The organism is Cupriavidus sp. GW823-FHT07A04, from assembly GCF_058794615.1.
In genome coordinates this window covers 98376-124561 of record NZ_JBXAHA010000022.1, presented here as the reverse complement: position 1 = coordinate 124561, position 26186 = coordinate 98376, and the positions used below count along the sequence as shown (strand labels likewise).

Here is a 26186-nt window from a genome sequence, read left to right as displayed (position 1 = left end):
ACGCGGCGGCGCGCAGCGCCGGACCCCGACCGGTCGAATCCGCAGTTGACTACGGAAGCTCGGAGCTGAGTCGGCGCGATCGAGCGTTGGCCGGCGACGAACTTCCGGGTTCGGCCAGGTACGGTCGATCGACAGAGAGGGCTAGATCGTCGACAATCAGACCGACCGCTTGGCTATCGAAGGAAGGAACGAATGGCGAATGATGAGCGCACCAAAATAATTTCCAGGAGAACGCCGGAATCAGCGGCCATGTCAGCAAACATCAAACGAGCGATGGCGATCACCGCCACTCTCAACCGGTTGACATTCAACGATGCGGATGCAGTCCGTGCCTTGTTCAGCGATCTCATCGGCAAGAAGGTGGACGACAACTTTTTATTGATACCACCGTTCTACACAACCGGCGGGGTCGATATCAGTATCGGGCGCAATGTCTTCGTCAATCAGAATTGCACTTTCTATGACCTTGGCGGACTCGACATTGCCGACGATGTGATGATTGGGCCGAACGTGAGCATCATCACATCTGGCCATCCCATTGAACCTTCCCAGCGGCATAACGGCGTAATCGCAAAGCCCATCGTGATTGAGAGAAACGTCTGGATCGCAGCCGGCGCGACCATTATCGGTGGCGTAACCGTAGGCGAGAACTCGGTTGTGGCAGCAGGATCGGTAGTCACCAAGGACGTCCCTCCGAATACTCTTGTCGGTGGAAATCCGGCGCGGGTTATTCGTTCGATTGCTGACTAAGGGAACATCTGCAAAGGGGCGGCTACTCGCCGAAGCCGGGTTATGAAGGTCCGCTCTTGAGAAAGGCGACTGCCCCTTGTGGGTCGAACTCGGCCCCATTCCTGCACATGGGAGAGTCGAGACGGCCCGGGTGACCGTAACCGTATAGTTCAAGGGATCGGTCCGACGGCTGAATGCCGCCGATGGCGTTGAGACACTCCGTAGACCCGACTCCCGGCGAGATTTCAGGAGGGGAGAACCCCGAACCGACGATCGTTCAAGACGGGCCGATCTGAGAGGTTGGCAACCGGCAGGCCCAGTCTGCTCAGTGGGTAGATTGAGTTTTCAACACGATCGGCCAGGAGCGGACCTTGACATTGACAATCCGCAAGGCGTCCGCCACTATCCGGGGATGCCCCATATACGCCTGATGAACATGATGTGCTTCGCCATGACCGCCTTCGGCGGGCCATGAAGTCGTACGCATCCAGGATTCAGCGTATGACTCGAAGCCCCGCCAACAATGACGGGGCTTTTTAGTTCTCCGTCACTGATGGCCATGAACCGATGGCCATGAACGGAGAATGGAAATGCTGGAGATTCGACGAGCCAGGCGAAGCGATGCGCAGGCGGCATTCGATATTCGCCGTCTGGCGATACTTGATCAATGCGGCACCGCCTATAGCCCGGAGCAGGTCCAGGCGTGGACAGACGTACCGCTCACGGAGTGGTATAGGGACCTGGTGGAAAATCACTTTCATCTGGTCTGCATCCAGGGGGATCCCGTCGCCACAGGCATGCTCGACCTTGAAAAGAGAGAGTTGGGGGCAATCTTTGTCCACCCCGACTTCATGCAACGCGGCGTAGGTATGAAGATGGTGACCCACCTCGAATGCCTGGCGCGCCAGGCCGAGTTAACTGAGATCAATATCGAGGCCACGTTGAACGCCGCCGCTTTTTACCGGCGATGTGGTTTCATCGGTGATAAGCCGTCTATCTACCAATCCCCCTCGGGACTTCGGCTGGCCTGCATGCCCATGGTGAAGAAGCTTGCGTTGGCCCCTTCCGAATGACTTCTTCGGGTTGGGGATTCATCCGCTCGCTCCCACCCTCGGACGAACATTCGGACGTCGGCTTTACCGTGTGGGCTCCCGGGTAGCAACCCAGCGACACCTTCCGCGATATCGACGCCGGTCTTCAGGCCGTCAAGCCGAAAACAAGGAGCGAACGTCGTCTGCGATGCGATCGAGGCTACCCGCTTCGAGTTTTAGGACAGCTGTGGTCGTGTAATCGCCATCGCCTGCGCTCATTTTCACGACCAGAGTCACCTTGCCCAATGATGTCATCGTCGCGATCAAAGACAACTCGCCGTCAATCGCCTCCCAGCTCTTCTGGCCGTGCCATCCGGTCCAGCATCTCGCCATATCATCGAATAGGGCGGTAGGCGGCCCATTATGATACGTAGACGAAAGGACTTCACCTGTGAAAGGCGTCCCCGCTAGTTTTGCTAGGAACCGAATTTCGTCCTGGTCTCGGCTTTGGACGGTGAAGCTTAATGTTGCACCGGTTTCGCAAGACTTGATTTCGACCATATCGTTTAAGTGCAGAATCAGCTCAAAGTTCCGCCAGCCTAGCATGTTGAACGACTGCTCTCGGCGAATCCGAAGGTCCCTTACGGGAGGCGTCGATGACAACCTGGCTCACGCGGGACGCCTGCCGGCCTGCGGTGGTCCATCGAAGCTTGGTCCGAATTATTGACGATCATTACACTGAGAGTTGCTCCTAGCAAAGCGATTTCCGCGCGTGGCCACGAGTTACCGATCGGCACGGCGTGTCACAATTGCGTCACCTCCAATCCCGACCGCACTCGATGTCCCGTCCCGCCCTGCAACTCGCCGCCCTGCTTCTGTCCTGGATGACTGCCGCCGCGGCGCTGGCCGACCCTCTGTACTTCCACAAGAACTTTGCGGGCCGCATCGGCGGTCGCTATGCGTTCACGATGGATCTCAAGAATGTCGACGGCAGGCTGACGGGAAGCTATCGCTACGCCGGCAAGAGCAATGATATCTACTTGAGCGGCAAGATCGACCCGTTGGGCACTTTTTCGATGGACGAGATCGGGAGCGCGGGCCAACGCACTGGCACCTTCACCGGCAAGGTGGCCAGCGACACGCTCGACGGCAGCTGGGCATCGGCCCGTGGCGACCGGCGCTTGCCCGTTGAGGCGCATCAGACCTCGGAAATCATCATCGGCTCAAAGCGCGAGATTCTTACGCAGGCGATTGGCACCTATGCGCTCGATAACGTCGGCGGCTGGGGCGGTGCCAACGGCATGTGGGATTCGTGGCGGGAAAAAGGGCAATGGAAATCGAACGTATCGGGTATTTCGATGGCGCGCCGCGAGTTCTCGGACGTGAGCCTGACACGCGAGGACCTGCACCGGCTCAACAGCATGACGGTCACAGTGGACACATCGCTCGCGACGCACCTGAGCGTCGATGGCAAGGTGCTGCTGTCCATCCCATACCGCGACGCTGGTATGCAGTACGAGATCAGCCAGCCCCACAACAGCGTAGTGGAGGATGCCCTGAAGATGTTGTCGTCCGCTACCACCGTCCATGACGAACATCTCTACTTGCTCGTTCGCGACGCGATCGATTTCGTGCCGGCGATGTCGGGCAACTATCTGCCCAACGACGGTTTGGATGTCGTGACGGTGAGCTACGCCGTCGTCGGCAAGACTTTCGGCGTCTACCTGCGGGACGGCAACTGCTGTGGCGGTACCGAATTCACCTTCCGGCGCAAGGGCCGATGACGGCGCCGCATCATGCGCCTCTAGGTAGGGCCCCGAGTGCAGCGGCGGCGTCCGTGCTCGCCTGGCGGCTGATGAGAAATGTGTAAGACCTCCCAGGCTCGATCAGAGCCATCCGGCCCCGATCGCGATGAGGGAATAGGCGAGGCTCTCGCCACCGGGGAACTCACCGCGAAGCCCGCACGGTTCGCAGCAAGCGGCTAGCCGGTAACGGCGTGAATCAGAGGCAGTTGCGAGCGGTGGGCGGCTAGGACAGGCGTGCGATCTCCTCCAGCAGTGCCGCCTCCATCGCTTCGATCGGCGCGCGTGCGCAGCCGGTATAGAACTCGACCTGGGCGCAAGCCTGGTGCAGCATCATGCGCGTGCCGTCGATGGTGCGGCAGCCAAGCGCGGCGGCATCGCGGATCAGCTTGCTCCTGACCGGGATAAAGGCAGCGTCCATGACGATCAGGTGGGCGGCGAGCTGCCCGGCGACGGGGTTGACATCGGGTGCGCGAAAGCCGGCGGCCGTCGCGTTGGCGAGCATGTCGAAGTCTGCCGCCCGGAAGTCGGACAACGCACCGCCAAAGCGCAGGCCAAGCGAGGCGGCCAGTTCCTCGCCGCGCGCCGCGGTGCGGTTGAATAGGGTCACGGCGGCGCCGGCCTCGCGCAATCCATAGGCCATGGCACGCGCCGCGCCTCCGGCGCCCAGCAGCGCGATGCGCTTGCCTGGCAGCTCGGTCACCTCCTGGAAGGCGCGTACGGCGCCGATGCAATCGGTGTTGTAGCCGGTCAGCACGCCATCGACATTGTTGATGGTATTGACCGCGCCGATGGCGCGCGCGGTCTCGTCGAGGTGGTCGAGGTGGGGGATCACGGTCTGCTTGTGCGGCATCGATACATTCATGCCGCGCACGCCCAGCGCCCGGATCGATTGCACGGCGCCGGGCACGTCCTGCACGCCGAAGCAGACGAAGGTGTAGTCGATCTCCAGCGCCCGATAGGCCGCATTGTGGATACGCACATTGAAGGTGAAAGGCTCGCCCATGATCGAGCCGCACAGCGTGGGAATGGAACGGGGCATTGCGGATGGTCCTCGCGGGGAAGATTGAACGGTTGCCTAAGCAGCGATGGCTGCCAGATCGAAGCGCGCGGCGGGTGGCCGGCCGGCCAGCGCGTCCAGCAGATTGCGCGTGGCCAGTTCCGCCATGGCGCGGCGGGTTTCATGCGTGGCTGAGCCGATGTGGGGCAGGGCCGTCACCCGCGGATGGCAGCGCAGCGGCGAATCCTGCGGCAGCGGTTCGGTGGCAAAGACGTCGAGCCCGGCCGCGCGCAGGTGGCCGCTGTCGAGTGCCGCGAGCAGCGCGTCTTCCTGCACGATCTGGCCGCGGGCGCCGTTGACAAAGATGGCACCCGGTTTCATCAGTGCGAACTCGCGCTGCCCCATCAAGCCGCGCGTGCTCTCGGTCAGCGGCAGCGTGACCGCGACGATATCGGCGCGCCGCAAGGCGTCATCGAGTTCCGTGCGGGTGGTGCGCCCCACGAGATCGGGCGGTTCGGCGGCGGTCTCGTTGACGTAAAGCACCTCCATGCCGAAGCCAAGCGCCGCGCGGCGTGCCACCGCCTGCCCGATGCGCCCGAAACCGAGGATCGCCAGCGTCTTGCCATGCACGTCCCAGCCGAACAGGCTTTCACCGATATTGGCGGCCCAGCGGCCTTCGCGCACATGGGCGGCGAGCTCGACCAGGCGGCGGCTGGCCGCCATGATGAGCGCGAAGACGGTGTCGGCGGTGGTTTCGGTGAGTACGCCGGGCGTATGGCAGAGCGTAATGCCACGCCGGCGCAGGCAGGCGAGGTCATAGTTGTCGACCCCCACCGAAATGCTTGAGATCACTTCCAGCTGGCCGGCTTCGGCCAGTTCGGCCGCGCCTAGCTTGACGCTGGAGCCGATCAGGCCGTGCGCGTTTGCCAGCGCGGCGCGAAAGGCCGGCCGTTGCGCCGGCTGGCGCGGGTCGGCGACGATCACGTCATGCTCCGATTCGATCCGGGCGAGCAGGTCGGGCGGAATGGGACGGAACACCAGTACATTCTTGCGCATCGCAAATCCTTGCTGTGACTTCACAGGTTGCTGGCCGCCAGCAGGGCATGGGTCGGCAGGCCTTCGGTATCGCCACGGACCTGCACCGCCCGCGCGCCGATCCATGCGCCGCGCCGGACGGCATCGGCCACCGGCCGGCCTTCCAGCAGCGCGCTGATGACGCCTACGGCAAAGCCGTCTCCGGCGCCGACGGTGTCGACGACACGCTCGACGCTGAACGCCGGGACATGGCCGGTGCCGGCATCGCCATCGAAGTAGGCGCCTTCCGCGCCCAGCTTCACGACTACCAGCCTGGCGCCGCGCCTTCGGTAAAAGGCGGCAATGCGTTCGGGCTCCGCATGGCCGGTCAGGAAGCGGCCTTCCTCGATGCCGGGCAGCACCCAGTCGCACTGTTGGGCCAGATCGTTCAACGTCTCGCGCATCAGCTCGGGCGTGGCCCACAACGCGGGGCGCAGATTGGGATCGAACGAGATCGTGCGGCCGGCAGCCCGCATGGTGGCGATGGCCTGGCGCGTGGCGGCCTGCGTGCCTTCGGCCAGCGCGGGAAACACGCCGGTGACGTGCAGGTGCCGTGAGCGCCGTAGCCACCGGTCGTCCAGATGCCCCGGGTTCATGCGGCTTGCGGCCGAGCCACGGCGGTGATATTCCACGGGCGGATCGCTGCCGTCGTCGACCCGTCCCTTGAACTGGAAGCCAGTGCGCTCGCCGGGCTCGCACACCACCTGGCTGCAATCCACGCCTTCGCGCCGCATTTCGCCGAGCAGGTAGCGGGCCATCGAATCATCGCCGAGGCGGCTGGCCCATCCGACCCTCAAGCCCAGGCGCGACAGGCCGATGGCCACATTGGTCTCGGCGCCGGCGGTGCGCTTGTGGAGGGTCTGCACGCCTTCGAGCGGCCCGGCTTCACCGGCCACCAGCATCAGCATTGCCTCGCCCAGCGTCACCACATCCAGATCGGGGCTCATGCGGGGATCTCCACCGAACGCAGCAGTTCGACATGGTTGCGCGTGACCTGTACCAGGTCTTCCCCTTGCAGCGGAAACTCAATGGCGCGCGCAACACCGGCTGGCAGGCGGCGCAATACGCTGCGCCATGGCGCAGCCGATTGGTCCAGCGGCACCGCGATCCACTTGGCAGGCGTGCGCAGCACGCCTTTGCAATGCACGTAGCCCACCTGGGCGGCGAAGACTTGCGCGGCGTCGAGGGGATCTTCGCCCGTCCAGTGCCAGTTGCCCATATCGAAGGTCATCGGGACCGTCTTGCCGAGTGCCGTGGCACGCGCGAAGAAGTCACGCAGCGGCGCTACGGTGCCGGCGCTGGCGGTCTGGTCGTTTTCCACGACGAGTTCGATGCCGCCGTGCCGCAGCCACGGGAGCAATCCTTCAAGTGCCGTGCCTTGGCGATAGCCACCCAGCGACATCTTGACCCGGCCGGCACCGAGCGCCAGCGCGGTCGTGAAGGCGCGGTCGAGCGCGGCGAGGTCGAGGCTGCCGGTTTCGCTCCAGAGCCCCTCCGGGCTTGACCAGACCACGGCCAGCCCGTGCTGTTCGGCGACCTCGCGCTGTTCCCTGACTTCATCCTTGTGTCCGCGCTGGAGTTCGCCGCGGTATTCCACGCCGTCGGCCCCGGCCGCCGCGGCAATCCGCGCCAGTGCCGCCTGCCCGTCGCGTTGGGCCAGGTCCGCGCCATAGGCCGTGAGCGAGATCAGCACCGGCGGCTGCAAAGAACTACCTGCTTGCCGCTGGGTCATTTCAGGGCTCCCGCGCTGAGGAATTGCTGCAGTTCCGGTGTGCGCGGCTGCGCGAACAGCGCCTTTGACGGGCCCGCCTCGTGTACCTTGCCCTGGTGCATGAAGATGGTGGTATGGGCCATGCGGCGCGCGAACTCCATCTCATGCGTCACCAGCACCATGGTCATGCCGGAAGCGGCCAGGTTTTCCATGACGCGCAGCACCTCCGCCGTCAGCTCCGGATCAAGCGCGGAGGTCACTTCGTCGAACAGCATCACCTTGGGTTCCATCGCCAGCGAACGGGCGATGGCCACGCGCTGCTGCTGGCCGCCCGAGAGCTGCTCGGGGTAGCAGTCCTTCTTGTCCTGCAGGCCGACCTGGGCCAGCACCTGGTCGACGATGCCGTCGATCTTGCCCGTGGCCATCTTCTTGACGATGGAAGGCGCCAGCGCAATGTTCTCGCCCACCGTCAGGTGCGGAAAGAGGTTGTAGCTCTGGAACACCATGCCTACGTCGCGGCGCAGGTCGAGCAGCCGCTTCCTGTCGTGATCCAGCTTGTGCCCGGCGACCGTGATATTGCCGGCGTTGATGGTTTCCAGGCCGTTCAGGCAGCGCAGCATGGTGCTCTTGCCGGAGCCGCTGCGGCCGATGATGGCGACCACCTGGCCTGGCTCGATGGCAAACGACACGCCCTTCAGGACTTCGACGGGGCCATAGGATTTGTGCACGCCTTGTGCTTCAACGATGGGCATGGAGCCTCCTTTCCATGCGCCTGGCTGCCGAAGAAAGCGGGAAGCAAAGCGCGAAGTAGATAAGTGCGACGACGACGAAGACCGCGAAGGGCTGGAAGGTCGCGTTGTTGATCAGCTGGCCGGCGCGGGTGAGTTCGATGACGCCGATGATGGAAGTGATCGAGGTGTTCTTGACCAGCTGGACCGAGAAGCCCACCGTGGGCGGCAGGGCCAGCCGCACGGCCTGCGGCAGCACGACATGGCGCAGTTGCTGCCAGCGGGTGAGGGCGAGCGCCTCGCTGGCCTCCCACTGCCCTTGCGGCACGGCCTCGATGCAGCCCCGCCAGATCTCGCCAAGATAAGCGCTGGCGTAGATCGACATCGCCAGCATGGCCGCGACCATCGGCGACAGCTTGAGCCCGAGCACGGAGAGACCGTAGTAGCTCAGGAACAGCACGATCAGCACCGGCGTGCCTTGCACGATCTGGATATAGACCGTGCTGGCGAGGCGCAGCAGGGCGCTTCTGGAGGTCCGCCCCAGCGCCACCAGGAAGCCGGCCAGCGTGCCGCCGACGAAGGCCAGCAAGGTCACCCACAGCGTCCAGCGTGCTGCCAGGAGCAGGATTTCAAGATGATTCCAGGAGAACTCGGTGATCATTTCGCGCTCCCTGCAACAGCCGGCGTCAGCGCCGCATGCGCCAGGGGCGCAACGCGGGCAGTGCGCGCGGCCTTCCTGGCGCGCGCCACCACGCGGCGGCGCCTGAACACCAGATTGCCGATCAGGGCAAACATGGCGCGCAACAGCAGTGCCAGCCCGATATAGATGAACATGACGAGGATGTAGCTCTCGAAGGTGCGGAAGGTCTGCGAATCGACCTGGCTGGCGACCGCCGTGAGCTCTTCCACCGAGATCGCCGACACCACGCTCGAAGTCAGCATCATCAGCGTGAACTGGCTGGTCAGCGCCGGATAGACTTTCTCGAAGGCCGGCACCAGGGCGACGTGGCGGATCAACTGCCAGCGCGTCATGCCCAGCGCGGCGGCGGCTTCGAGCTGCGAGCGATGAACCGCCTGCAAGCCGGCCCGGATGATCTCGGTCGAGTAGGCGCCGAGGTTGACCGTCATGGCAATCACCGCGGCGGTGATGGCATCGATCTGCAGGCCGATGGTAGGCAAGCCGAAGAAGATGATGAAGAGCTGGATCAGGAAGGGCGTGTTGCGGATCGCCTCGACGTATACCCTGGCGGCGCGCTGGAGCCAGGGGCCGCCAAACGCTGCCGCGATGGCGCCGGCGGTACCGACCAGCGTGCCAAGCAGGATCGAGCCGAAGCTGAGCGCCAGCGTCATGGCCGCGCCGTCCGCAAAGCGGTCCAGCTGCGACAGCACCGGGCTCCATTCAAATTGATAGTTCATGCGGGTCTCCTGGCGCGCAGGCTGACGCCCGCGCGCAACGTCGGGCTTGCCGGGGTCAGAACGTTTGCAGCGCGGGCAGCGCCTTGCCGGTCCACTTCTGCGCAATGGCGTCGAGTTCGCCATTGAGCTTGACGTAGGAGATGGTGGTGTTGAGCCACTGGCGCAGCTCGAAAGCGTCCTTGCGCACGGCCATCGAGTTCGGTTGCACCGAGAACGCAAACTTGGCATCGAACTTGCCGGCGCCGCGTGCCTTCATGATCTCGTTGCCGGTGGTGCTGGGCAGGGCAATGGCTTCGACCTGGTTGCTGATCAGTGCTTGCGCACAGGTGGCGTCGTCCTCGAAGCGGACGATGCTCATGCCGGGCACCACCAGGCGGGTCAGTGCCGTGTCTTGCGTGGTGCCGCGCGTCACGCCAACCTTCTTCTTTCCAAGCTCAGCCAGCTTGGCGTACTTGGCCGCGACCGGCGCGAAGATGGTCAGCTCGAACGCGCTGTAGGGCGAGCTGAACATGATGGCCCGCGCCCGCTCGGGCGTCGGCGCCAGGGTGGCGACGAGGAAATCGACCTTGCCGGCTTCCAGCGCCGGAATGCGGCTGGGAGAGGTGAGCGGCACGATATCGACCGGCACGCCGAGGTACTTGCCCAGCAGGTTGGCGACGTCGACATCGTAGCCGGCGGGCTTGCCGGTGGCGTCCGTGGTGCCGAAGGGCGGCGCGCCCGTCACCACGCCGATGGTGACCTTGCCCCTCTTGACGATCTCGGCGACGGTCTGTGCCTGGACGCCGGCCGAGGCGCTGGCCAGGACCAGCAGCGTGAGCACGGGCGCGGCAATCTGGCGCAACAAGCGTTGGATAGTCATCAATGTCTCCTGCACGTTCTGTGGAATGCGTCGCTGGCGTCGCAGCGATCGGAAAGTACGGTTCTGAAACCGGTTTCAGGATTATAGGAAACCGGTTTCAGAACTCCAGCAGTGGAAACCCTTACGGGTGAAATTGGGGGATGGGGCGGGGGGCGGGGGAGAGGGTGGGCGCTCGTTACGCCCTCGCGTCGCCAGGAACCACTGTCGGGTTCCTGTCAGCCGCGGCGCGTCGACCCGCGCTTGACCAGGGTGCCAGGCAACAAGACCTGGCGCGGCGCAAGCTGCGCGCCTTGCAGCCGCTCGATCAGGCAGTTGGTGGCGGCGCGTCCGATATCGTCGGTCGGCTGGGAAATGGTGCTCAGGCCGGGGCCGACCAGGGCAGCCCATTCCGGATCATCGAACCCGATCAGGCCGAGGTCGGTGCCGAGCTGCCACCCCAGCCTGGCGGCGGCAGCGGCCACGCGCAGCGAGATCACCGCATTGGCCGCCAGCACGGCTACCGGCGCCTTGCCGGCGTCGCGGCGCAGGGCGCGCAGCGCTTCGTCCAGGGCGTCGTCGTCACCGGGGCGGGCTTCGAACACGCTGCCGCCAAGCGAGTCGGCGTGTTCCGCGACGAAGTTCTGGAAGGCCCGGGCCCGCTCGTTGCGCGAACTGATGGCCTTGATCGGCTCGCTGATGAAGAGCAAGCGCCGGTAGCCGGCTTCGAGCAAGTGGCCGGCAGCCTCGTGGACCGCGGAAAGGTTATCCAGGGCCACCAGGTCGACTTCCGCGTCGCCGACCTTGCGGTCGACCAGCACGACCGGCTTGCCCAGTTGCGCGGCATCGGCAAGGGCGCCGGCGTCGTGGCCCAGTGTGTGCAGGATGAAGCCCTCGACCCGGTAGGCCGACAGCGAGCGAATGGCTTCACGCTCCAGTTGCTCGTCATTGCCCAGGTTGAACAGCATCACCATATAGCCAGCGTCGCGGCAGGCCTTCTCCACACCACGCAGCACGGCCACCGAGAACGAGTTGGAAACGTCCGCCACCACCAGCCCGATCAGGCGCGACTTGCCGCGCTTGAGCGCTTGCGCCATGGGACTCGGGCTATAGCCCAGCGCGCGCACGGCTGCGGCCACGCGTGCCTCCACGTCGGCGGACAACTGCTCGCCGCCCCGGTTCAGGAAGCGCGATACCGTTGCTTTCGAGACGCCCGCATGGTTGGCAACGTCCTGGATGGTGAGTTTCTCTGCGGGCTTCAGGTCGGACTTGGGTTGTGTCACAGCGCGTGGCATGGGAAGTTGGTCTCGGTGAAACCAGTTTCAGGATTATGCATCGTGCGTACCTGACTTGCCAGCACGCCGGCCTTCGCGCAGATCCGCCGGCTGGTGACGGGCATGCCGGTCGTGTTTGCGTCGCGCTGTTCGTCACGCAGAACGCGTATCCGCGCGAGGCGCTGGCCGAGGCGATCATGCGCTTTGTGGAGGAGGACCTGGCCGCGACTGCGCGATAATGGCAGCCTCGCTATCAACATGAAGGGCAGAAGGGGTAATGGATCAGCATTTCACCGCGCAGCTCGAAACCGCCCAGCGCCACTTCGACGCTGGCCAGCTGGACGCGGCAGCGCAATGGCTTCAGGAAGTCATCGACGCGGACCCGCATCACGGCGATGCCCTGGAAGGGCTCGCCTACATCGCTGCACGCAAGCAAAGCCCCGCGGCCGCGGCCGGATACTTCGACCGCGCCCTGGCTGTCCTCCCGGCCCAGCCGGAGCGCTGCCATGCCGCCGGCCTGGTGCACCAGGCCGCGGGCAACCATGCGCGCGCCGTTGCCCTGCTGGAGCAGGCCATCGGGCTGGCCCCGCGCCAACTGCCGTCCCTGCACGCGGCGGCGATGTCGCTGTCCGCGCTGGGCGAGCACGGGCGTACGCTGGAACTGCTCAAGCGCGCCGCTGCCCTCAGCCCGGGTTCCTGGGAGATCCACTACAACATGGGCCGTGCCCTGGGCCTGCTGGACCAGTACGATGCCGAGATGGCAGCGTACCGGCGCGCGATCGAGCTCAAGCCAGATTGCGCCGACGCCTACACCAACCTCGGTGTCGCGCTGGGCGAGTCGCATCGCTTCGATGAAGCGCTGCGCATGTTCAAGAAGGCCATACAGATCGCCCCGAACAATCCCGGCGCGCGCGCCAACCGGGCCGGCACCAACCTGCTGCTGGGCGAGTTCGAGCACGGGTGGCGCGAATACGAGTGCCGCTGGCACATCGGGATCCAGCGGCCGCACGGCCTTGGGGAGAACCTCTGGCTCGGCGAGCCGCCGCTTGCCGGCAAGACGCTGCTGCTGCATTGCGAGCAAGGCTTTGGCGATACGCTGCAGTTCGTGCGCTACATCCCGTTGCTGGCGGACACCGGCGCGCGGATCGTGCTGCGCGTGCAGGAACCGCTGCGTGCCTTGCTGGCGGATTTCCCAGGGGTCAGTGCAGTGATCGGCCAGAACGAGGCGGTGCCGGCGTTCGACTATCACTGCCCCTTGATGAGCCTGCCGTACGCACTTTGGAGGGTGAGCACCGCCATTCCCGCAGCCACGCCGTACCTGCACGCGGATGCCGCGCGGCGCGCCAGGTGGGCAGCCTGGCTCGGCGAGGACACGCGCCGCCCGCGTGTCGGCATGGTGTGGAGCGGCAGCCCCACGCACCTCAACGACCGCAAGCGGTCGATACCCCTGCGTGACCTGGCCCCGTTGTTCGAGGCCGATGCCACGTTCGTCTCGCTGCAGAAGGACGTCAGGGCATCCGATCTCGACGCCTTGCGCGCGCTGAGCGCGATGCGCGATCCGTCGGCGCAGCTGGAAACGTTCTGGGACACCGCCGCCCTGATCGCCGAGCTCGACCTGGTGATCTGCGTCGACACGGCGATTGCGCACCTGGCCGGCGCACTGGGCAAACCGGTGTGGATCCTGGTGCCGTTCACCCCGGACTGGCGCTGGCAGCTTGCCCGCACGGACAGCCCCTGGTATCCGACCGCGCGGCTGTTCCGCCAGCCGGCCAGGGATGACTGGCGCACGGCCATCATGGCGGTGAGGACGGCGCTCCAGGACTTCACCGGCACGATCTGATTATCGGGTTCTTTGTCAAACGGAGTGAGGTAACATGGGCCATGGAACGCCGTCGCTGAACATGCGCCTTGCGCATCTGCTGGCGGACAAATCCGTCACCGGCGCCTGCCTGGCGCACGTGCGCGAGGACTCGGTCGAGGTGGCCGCCGCCGGCGTGAGGAACCAGGACACCGCCGAGCCGGTGGATGCCGGCACCGTGTTCGGCGCGGCATCGCTCACCAAGCCGATTGTCTCGTACGCCTTGCTGCAGCTTGTCGACGCCGGCGTGCTGGATCTTGACGAGCCGCTATCGCGCTCGGCCCAGCCGATCGTGCCGGACGATGCGGCCTCGGCGCGCATCACCATGCGCCACGTGCTAACGCATACGTGTGGGCTGCAGAACCTGCGCGACAAGAATCCGCTGCGGCTGCACTTTGCTCCTGGCGCGTGGTTCAGCTACTCCAGCCTGGGGTTCATTTTTCTGCAGTCTGCCGTTGAGGCAAAAACAGGGGAAACCCTGGAAGCGATCCTGCGGCGCCTGGTGTTCGAGCCACTCGGGATGCGCTCGTCGAGCCTGGAGTGGCAGGATCGGTTCCTCGCGAATGCGGCCAACCCGCATGAGGCGGCGCAGCGGCTAGACGTGCATCGCGCGCCCGCGGCGAGCGCCTCCTATTCGCTGCAAACCACGGCCGGCGACTACGGCGCTTTTGTTGCCGCCGTGCTTCGGGGCGATGGGCTCAGTGCCTCGACCTGGCAACAATGGCTGACGGCGAGCGTCATGGTGCCAAAAGGAGAAATCGTCTACCTCGATGGCGCGCCGGCCGCCACGGAGCCGGACATCGGCTGGGGGCTGGGGTGGGGCGTCGAGCCCAGCCGGGGCACGTTTTTCCAGTGGGGCAAGATGCAAGGCGTGAGGGCATTCGTGATGGGCAGCACCGAGCAGCGCGCGGGCGTCGTGCTGCTCACCAACAGCAACACAGGCTTGCGGCTGATGGAGGATGCCACCCGCGCGGCGCTGCCCGGAGAACACCCTGCGGTTCGTTGGCTAGCGCACGGGGTCAGCGAGTAGACACAGGCCGTGGCGCGGCGCAGTGGCGCCGGCGCAGGTTCTCCGTGGTCTCGCCAGTGCCGTCCGCGCGCCAGCCGGGCGGCAGCATCACGTAACGGATGGCGGTCCATGCATTGCCCGCCGACGCGATATCCCGCGCGAGGCTGACCCAGTGCTCGAACTGATTGACGAGCGGGTTGCGCGTGCGCGTCGGGGTTACCAGGCCGTAACGGCACGGTTCGTCGGCGCGTTCCTCGACGTAGGTGCCGAACAGGCGATCGAAGACGATCAGCACGCCGCCGTAGTTGGCATCCAGGTAATCGGCATTCGACGCGTGGTGCACGCGATGCGCCGACGGCGTGTTGAACACGTATTCGAGCCAGCCGAGCTTGGGCATCCACGTGTTGTGCAGCCAGAACTGATACAGCAGGTTGAACATCAGCGTGGCGAGCACGACCTCAGGGCGCACGCCAAGCCAGACGAGCGGCGCGAAGAACATCGCCGAGCCGCTCAGCTTGCTGGTCCAGCCAAGCCGATAGGCAGACGACAGCGTCAACTGGTTCGGCGAGTGATGCACCGCATGCGTGGCCCAGAAAAAACGGATGCGATGCGACGCGCGGTGATACCAGTAGTAGCAGAACTCCTGGCCGACAAACAGCAGCAGCGCCATCAGCGCGCTGTTGATCGTGACGGTAAAGAGGCGATGATCCCAGGCGAAGGCGAAGATCGGCGTTGCCAGCGAGAGCGGCAGCAGCGCGAACAGCTTGCCGCCCACCAGGTCGGCCAGCGACAGCCATGTTTCATTCCAGTCAAACGGCGCGGCGCTGTGGCGCAGCGTTCGGGTGAGCACGAACGCCTCGATCAGCGAGACGGCGACGATGAACGACGTGGCTAGCGCGACATAGAGCGCGATGTTTCCAGTGGTATGCATGATGGGCGTGGGACAGGTTGGGGTGGGGCGCGTCGTCTGCGGCAGTGACCGCCGTCGCGTCGGGTGAGGCCACTGTAGTGGGCGGCCGCCGCCAGAACCAGACGGAAACTATGTCGCCCGATGTCAGCCGATCCGTCTGCCCGGCCGGTGTAACACCGCGACATGTTTTCCATGGCGAATGTTTCGCACCCTCGTCCTATAGTTCGTCCCGTTGCCAGGCCGCAGTGCGTGACCTGACCCGAACCCGAACCTGAAGGACATCCCATGAAACGCCATCACGTTGTCACAGCGGCCGCCTCGCTGATCCTCCTCGCCAGCACCCCGGCCTTCGCTGGCTGGTCGGGCCACGGCACGGCCTACACGCCGCACGGCGTCTACAACGGCGCGCATGCCGGTTCATGCGCAGGCGCAAGCTGTTCGCACGCCGATGGCGTCGCCGGCCCCTACGGCGGGATCGCGACGAATACCGGCACGGTGACCCGTACCGCGCCGGGGCAGTTCTCCAACTCGGGCACGGCGACCGGGCCCAACGGCCGCTCGGTACAGCACGCTGGCGACACCAGTTGCGCCGGCGGCACCTGCTCGCACACGGGCAACCTCACCGGGCCAAATGGCCAGACCGCCTCCACGGCGGGCAGCGTGACGCGTGACGCGCCGGGCCAGTATTCATCGTCGGGCACGATCACCGGCTCGAACGGCAACACGGTCAGCCACGCGGCATCGACCACCTGCGCCGGCGCGACGTGCGCCCGTTCGGGGACGGTGACCGGCGCGGAAGGCGGCACCGTCACCCACGCTGGCACCGCGACGCGCGTGGCGCCGGGTGTCGTGACGACGGGCGGCGGCACCACGGTGGTACACGGCGGCACGGTGACGACCGCAGGCACGGTCACGACCGGCGGCACGGTGACCACCGTGGGCGCCACCGTGGCGGTTGGCACCGCGCCGGTGGTCGTCACCCCCGCGCCGGTGGCGTATGTGCCGCCGCCTCCGGTGGCCTATGTGCAGCCCACGCCTGTCTACCTGCCGCCCGCGCAGCCCCCGAAGGCGGTCTACGTCGCCCCGCCGGCGCCCAAGGTGGTGGTGGTTGCGCCGCCGCCCCCGCCGCGGGTTGTGTATGTCGCGCCGCGTGCCGTCTACGTGGCACGGGCGCCGCGTGCGGCGGTCATGGTGCCCGGACATTGGGTGGGCCGCGTCTGGGTGCCTGCGCACTGGGCCTGACGGCCATCAGCCCTATCGGATCGACTACCCCGGCCGGCATCGAATGTCGGCTACACCACGGAGAACACCATGAAGCAGATGATCGCGGTTTTGATTTTGTGTATTGTTTCTGCAGGCGCATCGGCGCAGAGCGTCGCGCCGCCTGCGGGCGGCAGCGCGCGGGTGGAACGTGCGATGCAGCAATTGCAGATGCGCTTCGCCAATGCCAACACGACGCGCGACGGCAAGCTGACCCGGGAACAAGCGGCGGCGGGCATGCCGATGGTCGCCAGCCATTTCGACGAGATCGACACGCAGCAGGCCGGATACGTCACGTTGGCGCAGATCGAGGGGTTCATGAGACAGAAGGCAATGGCCCGCTGATCACCGCTGATCTCAGGCGATTCGCGATCCTTGCCGGAGACGCGCCATGGAGCAGGTGAACAGGATTATCGTGCTCGATGATGAGGCCGAGCTGCGCAACATGCTGCAACGGTTCTTGACCGGGCATGGTTTCCAGGTGCGCGCGGTCGCCGATGGCAAGCGGCTTGACCGCTACCTGCAGCGCGAGCCGTACGACCTGCTCGTGCTGGACCTGATGATGGAACCGGAAGATGGCCTGGCCATTTGCCGCCGGCTGCGTGCCGAAGGGCAGACGCTGCCCATCCTGATGCTGACCGCCAAGGGCGATCCGGTCGACAGGGTGGTCGGGCTTGAGACCGGCGCCGACGACTATCTCGCCAAGCCATTCCTCCCGGACGAACTGGTGGCGCGGATCCGCGCGCTGCTGCGCCGGCAGAAGATGGCGGCTGGAGATCCGACCGTGACCTCGCAGACCTTGCGCTTCGGCGATTTCGCATTCGATGTTGGCAAGCAGACGCTGGAGCGCGGCGGTGAGCCGGTCGAAGTGCACTCCGCGCAGATGCTGCTGCTGCACGCGCTAGGGTCGTCGCCAAACCGCCCGGTGAGCCGCGAGAACCTGCTGGCGCGCGCCCGCGGCCGCGACCATGACGCCCTTGACCGCAGCATCGACGTACAGATCCTGCGGCTGCGCCAGATCGTCGAAGACGATCCGTCCAAGCCGCGCTTCATCAAGACCGTGTGGGGCGTCGGCTACATGCTGGTCGCCGGCGTCGGGCCGTGATGCGGCTCGCGCTGCCCCGCTCGCTGCTCGCGCGCAACATCGCCCTGCTGGTGGTGCTCGTGGCGCTGACCCAGGTCAGCGCGCTCACCGTGTTGCTGCATTTCGTGCAGCGCCCACACATCGAGCGTGCGGCGATCATCTTTTCCGACTACGTGAAGACGCTCGACCGCGTCTTTGCCGCCATGCCGCCCGAGCAGGGCCGCGCGGCGGCCGCACGGCTCGGGGGGCAGGCGCAGCCGCCGGAGCAAGGCGTAGAGGCGCCGCATGCCAGTGCGCTCCACTTCTTTCGCACTTACCAGCGCGACGTCTTCATGGAGGCATTGCAGCGCTATCTGCCGCCGGACATGGCGGTGCGATGGCAGACGGGCAAAGGCGGGAGGGAGGGGGAAGGGGAGCAACTCTGGATTCGCGTACACGTGGATGGCGCGCCCCAATGGATCGCCTTGCCGATGACCGAAGACGCGCAGGCGAGCGGCGTCACCACCGCGCTGGCGCTGTCGGCGGCCTTCGCGTTGCTCGCGGCGCTCACGGGTTACCTGATCCAGCTGCACATCAACCGTCCGCTGCAGGATCTGGCGCGCGCGGCACGCCACGTCAGCGCCGGTGAAGCCCCCGTGCCTCTGCCCGCCAGCGGGCCGACGGAAATCGCCCAGGTGAGCAGCGCGTTCAACCAGATGACGCAGGCATTGCAGCAGGCGGAGGCCACACGCGCGCTGATGCTGGCCGGCGTGTCGCATGATATCCGCACGCCGCTCACCAAGCTGCGTCTGGCGATGGCCATGGCAATGCCACGCGGAGCCGCCGATCAGTTCGTGGCATCGGCGGAGGGCTATCTCGATCAGATCGACACGATCCTCCAGCAGTTCATGGACTACGCGGGCAGTGGCGAACGCGAGGTGCCGCAGCCTGGCGACCTCAATGCGCTCGTTAGCCAGCTCGCCGCGGATTATGCCGGGCTCGGGCACGAGTTCGAGCTTTCGCTCGGCAGCGTGCCGGCGCTTTCGTTCCGGCCGGTGAGCCTGATGCGGCTGCTGATGAACCTGATGCACAACGCGGTCGTCTACGGACGAACCGGCTTGTTCGTGCGCACCTGGGCCGAGGGCGATATGGCCTACGCCGCCGTGTGCGACCGGGGCAGCGGCATCAGCGCGCAGGAGCTGGAGCAGCTCAAGGCGCCCTTTAGCCGCGGCAGCAACGCGCGCGGCCATTCGGGCGGCACCGGCCTGGGCCTGGCGATCGTGGAGCGCATTGCGCGCCTGCACGGCGGCTCCCTGCAGTTCCGCGCCCGCGAGGGCGGGGGGCTGGAAGCGGTGGTGGCGTTGCCGCTGCACCGGCCATCGGCCTCAGGCGAAGCCGCGCATTCCGTACGCCCGGGCCCGGCGCAAGCATGACATCGCGCGACATATTTCCTGCATGGCTCGCGCAGCCAGTTCCTCCCATACTTGCGTCTGCGGGTTGCGGCTCACACCGATTGCAGATGCGCCGCACGCAAGCAGGCGTGATCTCCGATGGTTTCTGATCCTGTGGATCGCATGATTGTCGGCGACATCTTCTCGGCAGATTTTCGGCAATCGGCGGCAATTTTTCGGCAATCGGCGCCGCGATGGTGCCGATGACAGGAACAACATGCGGAATTCATACCCACTCCTAAAGCACAACGCCACGCGTCTGGCGATGACGGCATTGGCGGCAGGATCGCTCTTGATGGCGGGCTGCGCCTGGGGCGTCACCGGCGTGACTCAGGCCAGCGCCATGCCTCAGGCACAGGTGCAGGCGGACATCATTTATGTGCAAGCCTTCGATGCCAGCCCGGATCAGGTGAAACTGGACAGCGGCATGGCGCAGAAGCTCAAGACGATGGTCACCGGCAGGTCCGCGGCCAGCGAGCAGAGCCAGGCGGCGTGCGAAGCGAGCGAGCAGGTGTCCGATGAAATCGTGCGCCAGCTGCAGTCCCAGGGACTGCGCGCGGTACGCGCGGACGGCCCCGCGCCCGCGCAAAGCAACGCGCTGATCGTCGAGGGAAGCATCCAGAAGATCGACGAGGGCAAGCGTCGGCGCCGCTTGCTGATCGGCCTTGGCGCAGGCAAGAGCGAGGTCGGCGCGTCGGTCCAGATCCTGTACAAGCCGGCGGACGGTGCGCCCATGCCGCTGCAGAGTTTCGCGGCCGAGGCCAACAGCGGCCACATGCCGGGCGTGGCTGAAACCGCCGGCGTCGGTGCCGCCGCCGGCCATCTCGCGATGTCCGCCGCGGCCGGCGCGGGCTTGCATGGCGTGTCCGAGGTCAAGCGCGACAGTATCTCCGCGGATGCCAGGCGCCTGGGCGATTCGATCGCGAAAAAGGTCGTGGCGGCGAATGCCGCAAACGGGTGGATGTCGGCGGTGCCGGTGGAGTGACGGGGCGAGAAGGGGCGAGAGGTGGTGAGAGGGCCAGTGCCTTGAACGGATTCCTACCGGATTCCTACCTCAATCCCGCCGCGCGCCAGGGCGCATGGCGCTGTAGCCTTGCCTGTTCGCGCTGTAGCAGCGGGGCATAGCTGTGCAATTCCTGCGGCGCGATGTCGTAGGCGCGGCGAAAGGCGCGCGTAAAGCTCGATGCATTGTTGAAACCGAGCCCTGAGGCAATGTCCTGCACCGCCATGTCAGGAAAGCGCACCAGTTCATCGGCCGCCGCCCGCAGCCTGCGGCTGCGGATATAAGCGGCCAGGCCACCTTCATGCATGAATAGGCGGTACACGCTGGCGCGCGACAGATGCAGCGATTGCAGCACGCTGTCAGGGCTCAGGTCGGGGTCATGCAGATTGGCCTCGACATAGCGCCGCACCTGTCCGTACACCGCCGCCCGCACCGCTGCGCGGGCGTTGCCGGAGAGCCCCGCGTGCCGGCTGAACGCGGCGGCCAGCAGTTCGATCGCGGTGCGAAATGCCCGGTCTGCTTCCTCTTTGCACAGGCCTACGATTTGTCGATTCAGTGCCACCAGATGCGAGATCAGCACCCGCATCAGCGGTGTGGTGGCCTCAACCAGGCGGCCATGCAGCGAGGCGGCATCGGGGAAGGCCATTTCCACCAAGGCGCGCGGCACGAAAAACAGCAGCATGCGGCCATGAAAACTCCGGATGGTGCACGGCTGGTCCATGTCCAGCGCGAGAATGCTTGGCACGCCGTGCCACTGCGGCGCGTTCAGCCCTGGCTTGCCGCCCAGGAATTGGGCGGGCGCGCCTTCCAGGAACACGCTGAAGGTAATGTCGCGAATGTTCTCTGTCGACACGCGCCCCAACGAGCGCTCGGCCAGATTGGGGCTGGTGCGGATGTCGAAGAAGCTCAGATCGTCGATGGAGTAGCGAGACAGCGAGGCTTCGAAGGTCTGCTCGCCTTGCGCCGTGGCAGGCCGGATATCGTAGACCGGGCTCATCCGCTCCTGCCAGGCCAGCAAGCTCTGGCGGGCGTCGCCTTGCACGCTGAAACTGCTGTGCGCGATGCCGGGCGCTAGCGCGGGCGGCTCTGGAGGCAACAACAACCGGCTTAGCGGCATGCGCGCGGGCAAGAGATTGTTCGTGCAGGGGTGCGCATGGCTGATTTCCTTCCAGATATGCCCGCCCGGTGCCGGGGGATTGTCGATTGAGCGCTAGCCCACCCCGTGCGGGCTAATATGCGGCCAAGAGCATAACTTGTCCGGGCCGCCCAGGCTAGGGGGGGCCGCCGATGGGGAAAACCCGGATGCGAGAGCTTGACCAGAACCGGCCGATGGTCTTCAATGGCGCCTTGCCTACCAATCCCGCACCCGGCCCGTATCCGCATGCACGAACTGCTCCTGCGGATAGAAGCCCACGCCGCCAGCGCGCAGCGAGAGCGCGGCGTCGCGCAGGTCGGACAGCGCAACGCCGGGCAGGCGGATATCGATGGCTTTGCCGTCCATATGCAGGCTATGGCTGGCCACGCCGCCACCGCGCGTCTTGCGCAGCCGCGCATTGGTGGCGGGGCTGCGATAGCCGGAGATGACCTGGAAGGGGGCCGCGCAGCACAGCGTTTGCCTCAGGCGGTAAAGCAGCGCGAACAGTTGCGGATCGATCACGCCGACCTGGCCCGAGTAGTGATCGCGCAGGAAGCGATTGAGCGCGGCCAGTGACTCGGGCACGAACTGATCGCCGACGGCGTAGACCAAGGCGATGCGCTCGCCGGTGTGGGTGTGCTCGAAGGACAAGCTGCGGGCATCGGGCAAGCTCGCCAGCGCGGACCGGGCCGGCAACGGCAGCAGCGTGCCAGCCAGCACAAGCCCGCCGGCGTGCCGCAGGAACAGGCGGCGAGGATCGCTGGGCGGTTTGGTCATCGAAAGCACTCCCCTTTGGTGCAATTGCCCTATCTTGCCTGCGTGCTGGCCAAGGCGGAAGCCCGCAGGCGGGCGGACCGTTGCCGCAGCGCCTCGTCAAGCACGCGGTCCAGCCCATAGATATCCGGGAAGAAGTAGACGCGAGCGTCAGCCTTGACGATGGCCGTGCCGTAGGCAAGCACCACCGGCAAGGGCTGGCGCAGCCGCAGCGTGCTGGATTCTCCCTTCTCCATGGCCTCGCGGATGCGCGCCTCGGTCCAGCCTGGCGTGTCCTGCAGCACGAAGCCAGCCAGCGCCTCCGGCGCCTCGACACGGATGCAGCCGTGGCTCAGGTCGCGCCGGTCCCGCGCGAACAGTTGCGGGGTGGGCGTGTGATGCAGGTAGATGTTCTCGTTGTTGGGGAAGACGAACTTGATGTCGCCAAGCGCATTCATCGGCCCCGGGCGTTGCCGTATGCGCAGTTGGCCGCGCTGGACGGCATCCAGGCTGGCGGCCGACAGGGTGGTGATCACCTTGCCCTCGCCACTGACGAACTCGAAGCCTTGCCGCTCGAAATAGCCGGGATCGCGGCGCAGCCGGGGCACGGTTTCCGCGCGCGCGATGGACGGCGGCACGTTCCAGTAAGGACTGAACTCGATGAAGCGCATGTCCTCCTTGAACAGCGGCGTGCGCGTATCGAGCGCCTTGCCCACGATCACCTTCATTTCCGCCTTGACCTGGATGGCGCCGCCGTGGATTTCGTAGGCGCGCAACACGAACTCCGGCACGTTGACCACGATCATGCGCGGGCCCTCCAGCAGGGGCGTCCAGCGCAGGCGCTCCAGCGTCAGTTCGATCTGCCGTATGCGGCCGGCGAGCGGCGCGTTCAGTTGCGCGAACGTGCCCGCGCCGATGGCGCCATCCGCCTCCAGCCCGTGGCGGACCTGGAACGCCTTGATGCCCTCCACCAGTTCGCCTTGGTAGCGTTCCGGGAGCGGCGTGGCGGCGGGCAGGTCACCTAGCGCGATCAGGCGCTGCGCCAGCACCGGCAGCCCGGCGTAGGCCTGCCCGGGCACCAGCTTCCTGCCGGGCAGCGGCGGCAGCGGTGCCTGCCAGGCCGGGTGGCCTGCCAGCGCGCGGTAGCGTGAAAGCGCCGCGCGCAAGCTTGCGTAGAGCGGGAACGACGGCGCCGCCTGCCGGACTGCCTCGGGCAGGTCCTGCCCGGCGATGGCTGCGCGCAGGAGGCGCGACGGATCGAACTGCCGGTCCGGCGCCGGGGCAAATTTCTCGTGGATCGTGCCGGGATCGACCCGGCCGCCGTGCAGGTCGGCAAGATAGCGCTGCATCGCCGCTGTCAGCCTCTCGTCAAGCGAGGCGGCGGCTTCGGGCGCCAACGGCGGCCCGTCCGCGGCCTGGCCCAGCGCGCGGCGCAGGCCGTCGGCATCATAATCGCGGGGTTCCAGCCCGTCGGCCGTGGCGCCGTCGAGGATGCCGGCGGCTTGCCAGGCCTGGGCATTGGGATGGCCCTGAGAAAACCAGAGCGCTGCTGGCGCTGCCTGTGCGGCCAGCGCGAGCCCATGGCAACTCAAGGCCCATGCGGCCAGCAGGCCGGCCAGGACCCGGGGCGCGGCCACGCCGTTGCGTCGGATCCGGGAAGCGCCTCGCATCAATCCGCCCGCCGCCGGCATGATTCCCGTCGTTCAGCCCGTCGTTCAGCGCATCGTTCAGCGCATCGTTCAGCGCGTCGTTCCCGGGGCGTCCTCATTCCTCGATCTCGCTGCGCACCATCAGCACCGGCTTGTTGCTCTTGTGCACCACGCCTTCGGACACGCTGCCCATGACCAGGCGCCGGAAGCCGCGGCGGCCGTGCGTGCCGATCACGATCAGGTCCGCATTCCAGCGGTCGGCTTGCTCCACGATCGTGGTGGAGATCTGCCCGGGGGAAACGGGCTTCTCGAGGATCAGCGTCGAATGCGGGATGCCGGCATCCGCCAGGCGCGTGGCGGCCGCTGCCAGCGCATCGCGTCCCGCGGCCAGGATGCCTTCCATCAGTTTGCGCGGGTCGTAGCTGCCCGCAGTGAAGAAGATATCGTTGTCGTCCGCCACGAAGAGCACCTTTACCTCGCTGCCGGTCGCCTTGGCCACCGTGATGGCCTGGCTCAGCGCAAGGTCCGAAGAGCGGCTGCCGTCCACCGCGAGCAATATTCTCTGGTACATGGTCCGTGCCTCCTGGCTGGATGTCGCCATGTTGCAATGTCGATAGGAAAGCGCGCATGGGAGCGGCCTCCATTAGCAGCTTAGAGGGCTGGGCACGGGGCGTATTGATGCACGTCAAGCGGCCTGGCGATGCGCGCAAGGCGCAGAAACGACCCGTTGCCCGGGAAAGCAGCGAATGCCATGATCTACATCAACACCGCGCTTGCCCGGGCGTACAAACTGGAAGCGTCGGCTGCAAGCTGCGGCGCCTGTCTTTTTTATCGGGAGGTACAAGATGTACAGCAAGATCCTGGTTGCCGTGGATGGCAGCGAGTCCGCCGATCGGGCGCTGGAGGAGGCTCTGCGCCTGGCCGCGGCGATGCACTCGGAACTCACCGTGGTGCATGTGATCGATAACAGCTACCTCAGGTACGAGGTCGGCTACATCGACCTGACAGACCTGCGTGCCGGCCTGCTCGAAGGCGGGCAGATCCTGCTGGACGAAGCCAAGGCCAAGGCGGCGGCAGCGCAGGTGTCATGCAAGACGCTGATGGTGGATGAAGCCCTGGCGCTGGGCGACGTGGCCAATGCGATCGAGCAGGTGGCGCAGCAGACCGGGGCGGAGTTGCTGGTGCTGGGCACGCACGGTCGGCGCGGCGTGCGGCGCCTGCTGATGGGCAGCGTCGCCGAAGCGCTGGTCCGGCAATGCCGCCAGCCGGTACTGCTGGTGCACGCGCCACAGGCTGAGCCGAGCGCCGGCGCAAAGCCGGCATCAGGCGCGCCGGTGAGGCCATGACCTCCACGTTGCCGGCTGCCGCCAGGCGGCGGCGCCTGGCATGCCGGGCGCTCGCCGCGGCTGCCGTGCTGTGCTGCACAGCAGGCTTGCCGGCGGCCGCGTGGGCGGGTTCAGCCGCCGACAAGCGCGTGCTGGATGCCGACGAGCTCGATGCACGCTGCGAAGCCGTGCTGGCGCGCCTGACTGCGCGCAACCCCGGCGCGCGGGCCCTGCTGGACAAGGCCAGCGGCGTGCTGGTCTTTCCCGATGTGCTCGCTGGCGGCGCGGTGGCGGGCGTGGAGCAGGGCGACGGCATGATGCATGGCGCAGGCGGGGACAAGGCCTACTACCGGCTGATTGGCGCCTCGCTCGGGGCGCAGGCGGGCATGGCATCCAGGGCCGTGGTGCTGGTGTTCCTGACCGGGCAGGCGCTGGAACGCTTCCGTGCCAGCCAGGGCTGGACCGTGGGCGTGGACGGGTCGGTGTCCGTCCTGAGCCTGGGCATCGGTGCCAGCGTGGATAGCAATACCGTGCGGGGCGATATTGTGGGCTTCGTGCTGACCAACGGCGGCATCATGATCAGCCTGTCGCTGGTCGGCACGCGGATAACCCGGATCGAGAGCTGAGGAGCCATCGATGGAAAAGATCCTGATCGTTTATTACTCGCGCACCGGCACGGCGCGCCAGGCCGCGGAAGAACTGGCGGCGCAATCCGGCTGGCCGCTGGCGGAAGTCGGCGACCAGGCCAGCCGCGCCGGCTTGCTGGGCGATGCGCGCTGCGTGCTGGATATCTTGTTGCAGCGGCATGTAGGCTACCGCTACGCCGGCCCGGCGCTGGACGATTGCCAGCGGCTTGTCATCGTCGCGCCCATCTGGGTCGGCCACCTGGCTGCGCCCATGCGCAGCTTCCTGCGCGACCACATGCCGCTGGCCTGCAAGACGTCGGTGATCTGCGTGATGGCCCGGCAAGGCGCTTTCAGGGCGGCAGAGGAGATCGCCCGCCTGGCCACGGAGCCGCCGTCGCCGGTACTGGCGCTGCGCCAGGCCGATGTGGCCAGCGGGGCGGCAATGCAGGCCCTGCGCGCGTTTGCCGAGCAGGTGGAAGCCGCCAACGGCCGCAGCGGCGCCGCGCAGCGGCCAGCATGGCTATCGCCCAAGGAAGCCTGAGGG

At 66.3% G+C, this 26186-nt stretch carries 29 protein-coding genes; 14 read left to right on the top strand and 15 right to left on the bottom strand.

The genetic code is table 11. The features are described 5' to 3' along the window. The first annotated feature begins 192 nt into the window (after positions 1 to 192). A complete protein-coding gene (locus tag AC1Q7Q_RS32205) occupies positions 193 to 750 on the top strand; it encodes a sugar O-acetyltransferase (protein WP_492373700.1) in 558 nt (185 codons plus the stop codon). Between the two features lie 563 nt (positions 751 to 1313). Beyond that, the gene (locus AC1Q7Q_RS32200) at positions 1314 to 1802 is read left to right on the top strand and encodes a GNAT family N-acetyltransferase (RefSeq protein WP_492373699.1); all 489 of its coding nucleotides are present in this window, start codon (positions 1314 to 1316) and stop codon (positions 1800 to 1802) included. A 132-nt stretch (positions 1803 to 1934) separates the two neighbouring features. Here the strand turns inward: AC1Q7Q_RS32200 and AC1Q7Q_RS32195 are convergent, their stop codons facing one another. Then, the gene (locus tag AC1Q7Q_RS32195) at positions 1935 to 2366 is read right to left on the bottom strand and encodes a DUF6228 family protein (RefSeq protein ID WP_492373698.1); all 432 of its coding nucleotides are present in this window, start codon (positions 2364 to 2366) and stop codon (positions 1935 to 1937) included. Positions 2367 to 2599: 233 nt separating this feature from the next. Between AC1Q7Q_RS32195 and AC1Q7Q_RS32190 the strand changes: the two genes are divergently transcribed. After that, on the top strand, positions 2600 to 3544 hold the full coding sequence (locus tag AC1Q7Q_RS32190; RefSeq protein WP_492373697.1) for a hypothetical protein: 945 nt from the start codon (positions 2600 to 2602) through the stop codon (positions 3542 to 3544). A gap of 244 nt (positions 3545 to 3788) precedes the next feature. Here AC1Q7Q_RS32190 and AC1Q7Q_RS32185 read toward each other — a convergent pair whose 3' ends face one another. From AC1Q7Q_RS32185 to AC1Q7Q_RS32145, 9 genes are all read right to left on the bottom strand, one after another. After that, positions 3789 to 4604 carry a shikimate dehydrogenase family protein gene (locus AC1Q7Q_RS32185; RefSeq protein WP_492373696.1) on the bottom strand — a complete coding sequence of 272 codons (816 nt, stop codon included), beginning with the start codon at positions 4602 to 4604 and terminating at the stop codon, positions 3789 to 3791. Between the two features lie 36 nt (positions 4605 to 4640). Continuing rightward, positions 4641 to 5618 (bottom strand): 2-hydroxyacid dehydrogenase, encoded by a 978-nt coding sequence (locus AC1Q7Q_RS32180; RefSeq protein ID WP_492373695.1) that lies wholly within the window; start codon positions 5616 to 5618, stop codon positions 4641 to 4643. A 20-nt stretch (positions 5619 to 5638) separates the two neighbouring features. Then, positions 5639 to 6583 carry a sugar kinase gene (locus AC1Q7Q_RS32175; RefSeq protein ID WP_492373694.1) on the bottom strand — a complete coding sequence of 315 codons (945 nt, stop codon included), beginning with the start codon at positions 6581 to 6583 and terminating at the stop codon, positions 5639 to 5641. Then, positions 6580 to 7368, bottom strand: coding sequence for a sugar phosphate isomerase/epimerase family protein (locus AC1Q7Q_RS32170; protein WP_492373693.1), 789 nt, complete (start codon positions 7366 to 7368; stop codon positions 6580 to 6582). The genes AC1Q7Q_RS32175 and AC1Q7Q_RS32170 overlap by 4 nt, the downstream gene beginning before the upstream one ends. After that, positions 7365 to 8099 carry an amino acid ABC transporter ATP-binding protein gene (locus AC1Q7Q_RS32165; RefSeq protein WP_492373692.1) on the bottom strand — a complete coding sequence of 245 codons (735 nt, stop codon included), beginning with the start codon at positions 8097 to 8099 and terminating at the stop codon, positions 7365 to 7367. Before AC1Q7Q_RS32165 ends, AC1Q7Q_RS32170 begins: the two co-directional genes overlap by 4 nt. Then, positions 8086 to 8736, bottom strand: a complete 651-nt coding sequence (locus AC1Q7Q_RS32160; RefSeq protein WP_150985829.1) for an amino acid ABC transporter permease — start codon at positions 8734 to 8736, stop codon at positions 8086 to 8088. The genes AC1Q7Q_RS32165 and AC1Q7Q_RS32160 overlap by 14 nt, the downstream gene beginning before the upstream one ends. Then, positions 8733 to 9491, bottom strand: coding sequence for an amino acid ABC transporter permease (locus tag AC1Q7Q_RS32155; RefSeq protein ID WP_492373691.1), 759 nt, complete (start codon positions 9489 to 9491; stop codon positions 8733 to 8735). Before AC1Q7Q_RS32155 ends, AC1Q7Q_RS32160 begins: the two co-directional genes overlap by 4 nt. 55 nt (positions 9492 to 9546) lie before the next feature. Next, positions 9547 to 10350 carry a transporter substrate-binding domain-containing protein gene (locus AC1Q7Q_RS32150; RefSeq protein WP_492373690.1) on the bottom strand — a complete coding sequence of 268 codons (804 nt, stop codon included), beginning with the start codon at positions 10348 to 10350 and terminating at the stop codon, positions 9547 to 9549. A gap of 215 nt (positions 10351 to 10565) precedes the next feature. Then, entirely contained in the window at positions 10566 to 11621 is a 1056-nt protein-coding gene (locus AC1Q7Q_RS32145) for a LacI family DNA-binding transcriptional regulator (protein ID WP_492374928.1), read from the bottom strand. A 35-nt stretch (positions 11622 to 11656) separates the two neighbouring features. Here AC1Q7Q_RS32145 and AC1Q7Q_RS32140 point away from each other — a divergent pair, with 35 nt between their 5' ends. Genes AC1Q7Q_RS32140 through AC1Q7Q_RS32130 form a run of 3 tightly spaced genes read left to right on the top strand, consistent with a single transcriptional unit; the run spans position 11657 to position 14488 of the window. Continuing rightward, positions 11657 to 11839, top strand: coding sequence for a hypothetical protein (locus AC1Q7Q_RS32140; RefSeq protein WP_492387259.1), 183 nt, complete (start codon positions 11657 to 11659; stop codon positions 11837 to 11839). Positions 11840 to 11877: 38 nt separating this feature from the next. After that, positions 11878 to 13440 (top strand): tetratricopeptide repeat protein, encoded by a 1563-nt coding sequence (locus AC1Q7Q_RS32135; protein ID WP_492374929.1) that lies wholly within the window; start codon positions 11878 to 11880, stop codon positions 13438 to 13440. 34 nt (positions 13441 to 13474) lie between these two features. Beyond that, complete coding sequence (locus AC1Q7Q_RS32130) at positions 13475 to 14488, top strand: serine hydrolase domain-containing protein (protein ID WP_492374930.1); 1014 nt, start codon at positions 13475 to 13477, stop codon at positions 14486 to 14488. Here the strand turns inward: AC1Q7Q_RS32130 and AC1Q7Q_RS32125 are convergent. After that, positions 14478 to 15398 carry a sterol desaturase family protein gene (locus AC1Q7Q_RS32125; RefSeq protein ID WP_492374931.1) on the bottom strand — a complete coding sequence of 307 codons (921 nt, stop codon included), beginning with the start codon at positions 15396 to 15398 and terminating at the stop codon, positions 14478 to 14480. The genes AC1Q7Q_RS32130 and AC1Q7Q_RS32125 overlap by 11 nt on opposite strands. Positions 15399 to 15662: 264 nt before the next feature. Between AC1Q7Q_RS32125 and AC1Q7Q_RS32120 the strand changes: the two genes are divergently transcribed. The 5 genes from AC1Q7Q_RS32120 to AC1Q7Q_RS32100 all read left to right on the top strand — a co-directional run bounded on the left by AC1Q7Q_RS32120 (position 15663) and on the right by AC1Q7Q_RS32100 (position 20136). Beyond that, on the top strand, positions 15663 to 16619 hold the full coding sequence (locus tag AC1Q7Q_RS32120) for a hypothetical protein (protein ID WP_492374932.1): 957 nt from the start codon (positions 15663 to 15665) through the stop codon (positions 16617 to 16619). Between the two features lie 69 nt (positions 16620 to 16688). Beyond that, on the top strand, positions 16689 to 16982 hold the full coding sequence (locus tag AC1Q7Q_RS32115; protein ID WP_492374933.1) for an EF-hand domain-containing protein: 294 nt from the start codon (positions 16689 to 16691) through the stop codon (positions 16980 to 16982). Positions 16983 to 17028: 46 nt separating this feature from the next. Beyond that, the gene (locus tag AC1Q7Q_RS32110) at positions 17029 to 17742 is read left to right on the top strand and encodes a response regulator (RefSeq protein WP_150985838.1); all 714 of its coding nucleotides are present in this window, start codon (positions 17029 to 17031) and stop codon (positions 17740 to 17742) included. After that, entirely contained in the window at positions 17742 to 19133 is a 1392-nt protein-coding gene (locus AC1Q7Q_RS32105; RefSeq protein WP_492374965.1) for an ATP-binding protein, read from the top strand. The genes AC1Q7Q_RS32110 and AC1Q7Q_RS32105 overlap by 1 nt, the downstream gene beginning before the upstream one ends. Before the next feature lie 235 nt (positions 19134 to 19368). Then, on the top strand, positions 19369 to 20136 hold the full coding sequence (locus AC1Q7Q_RS32100; RefSeq protein ID WP_492374934.1) for a DUF4410 domain-containing protein: 768 nt from the start codon (positions 19369 to 19371) through the stop codon (positions 20134 to 20136). 64 nt (positions 20137 to 20200) lie between these two features. Here AC1Q7Q_RS32100 and AC1Q7Q_RS32095 read toward each other — a convergent pair whose 3' ends face one another. The 4 genes from AC1Q7Q_RS32095 to AC1Q7Q_RS32080 all read right to left on the bottom strand — a co-directional run bounded on the left by AC1Q7Q_RS32095 (position 20201) and on the right by AC1Q7Q_RS32080 (position 24262). Beyond that, positions 20201 to 21196, bottom strand: coding sequence for an AraC family transcriptional regulator (locus AC1Q7Q_RS32095; RefSeq protein WP_492374935.1), 996 nt, complete (start codon positions 21194 to 21196; stop codon positions 20201 to 20203). 309 nt (positions 21197 to 21505) lie between these two features. After that, a complete protein-coding gene (gene mepK / locus AC1Q7Q_RS32090; protein WP_492374936.1) occupies positions 21506 to 22066 on the bottom strand; it encodes a peptidoglycan L,D-endopeptidase MepK in 561 nt (186 codons plus the stop codon). A 29-nt stretch (positions 22067 to 22095) separates the two neighbouring features. After that, the gene (locus AC1Q7Q_RS32085) at positions 22096 to 23712 is read right to left on the bottom strand and encodes a L,D-transpeptidase family protein (protein WP_492374937.1); all 1617 of its coding nucleotides are present in this window, start codon (positions 23710 to 23712) and stop codon (positions 22096 to 22098) included. A 94-nt stretch (positions 23713 to 23806) separates the two neighbouring features. Continuing rightward, entirely contained in the window at positions 23807 to 24262 is a 456-nt protein-coding gene (locus tag AC1Q7Q_RS32080; protein WP_492374938.1) for a universal stress protein, read from the bottom strand. A gap of 274 nt (positions 24263 to 24536) precedes the next feature. Here AC1Q7Q_RS32080 and AC1Q7Q_RS32075 point away from each other — a divergent pair, with 274 nt between their 5' ends. The 3 genes from AC1Q7Q_RS32075 to AC1Q7Q_RS32065 are packed head-to-tail and all read left to right on the top strand — an operon-like array spanning position 24537 to position 26183. Beyond that, positions 24537 to 25037, top strand: a complete 501-nt coding sequence (locus AC1Q7Q_RS32075; protein ID WP_492374939.1) for a universal stress protein — start codon at positions 24537 to 24539, stop codon at positions 25035 to 25037. Then, on the top strand, positions 25034 to 25642 hold the full coding sequence (locus AC1Q7Q_RS32070; RefSeq protein ID WP_492374940.1) for a lipid-binding SYLF domain-containing protein: 609 nt from the start codon (positions 25034 to 25036) through the stop codon (positions 25640 to 25642). Before AC1Q7Q_RS32075 ends, AC1Q7Q_RS32070 begins: the two co-directional genes overlap by 4 nt. 10 nt (positions 25643 to 25652) lie before the next feature. Continuing rightward, a complete protein-coding gene (locus AC1Q7Q_RS32065) occupies positions 25653 to 26183 on the top strand; it encodes a flavodoxin family protein (protein WP_492374941.1) in 531 nt (176 codons plus the stop codon). Positions 26184 to 26186 lie beyond the last annotated feature (3 nt).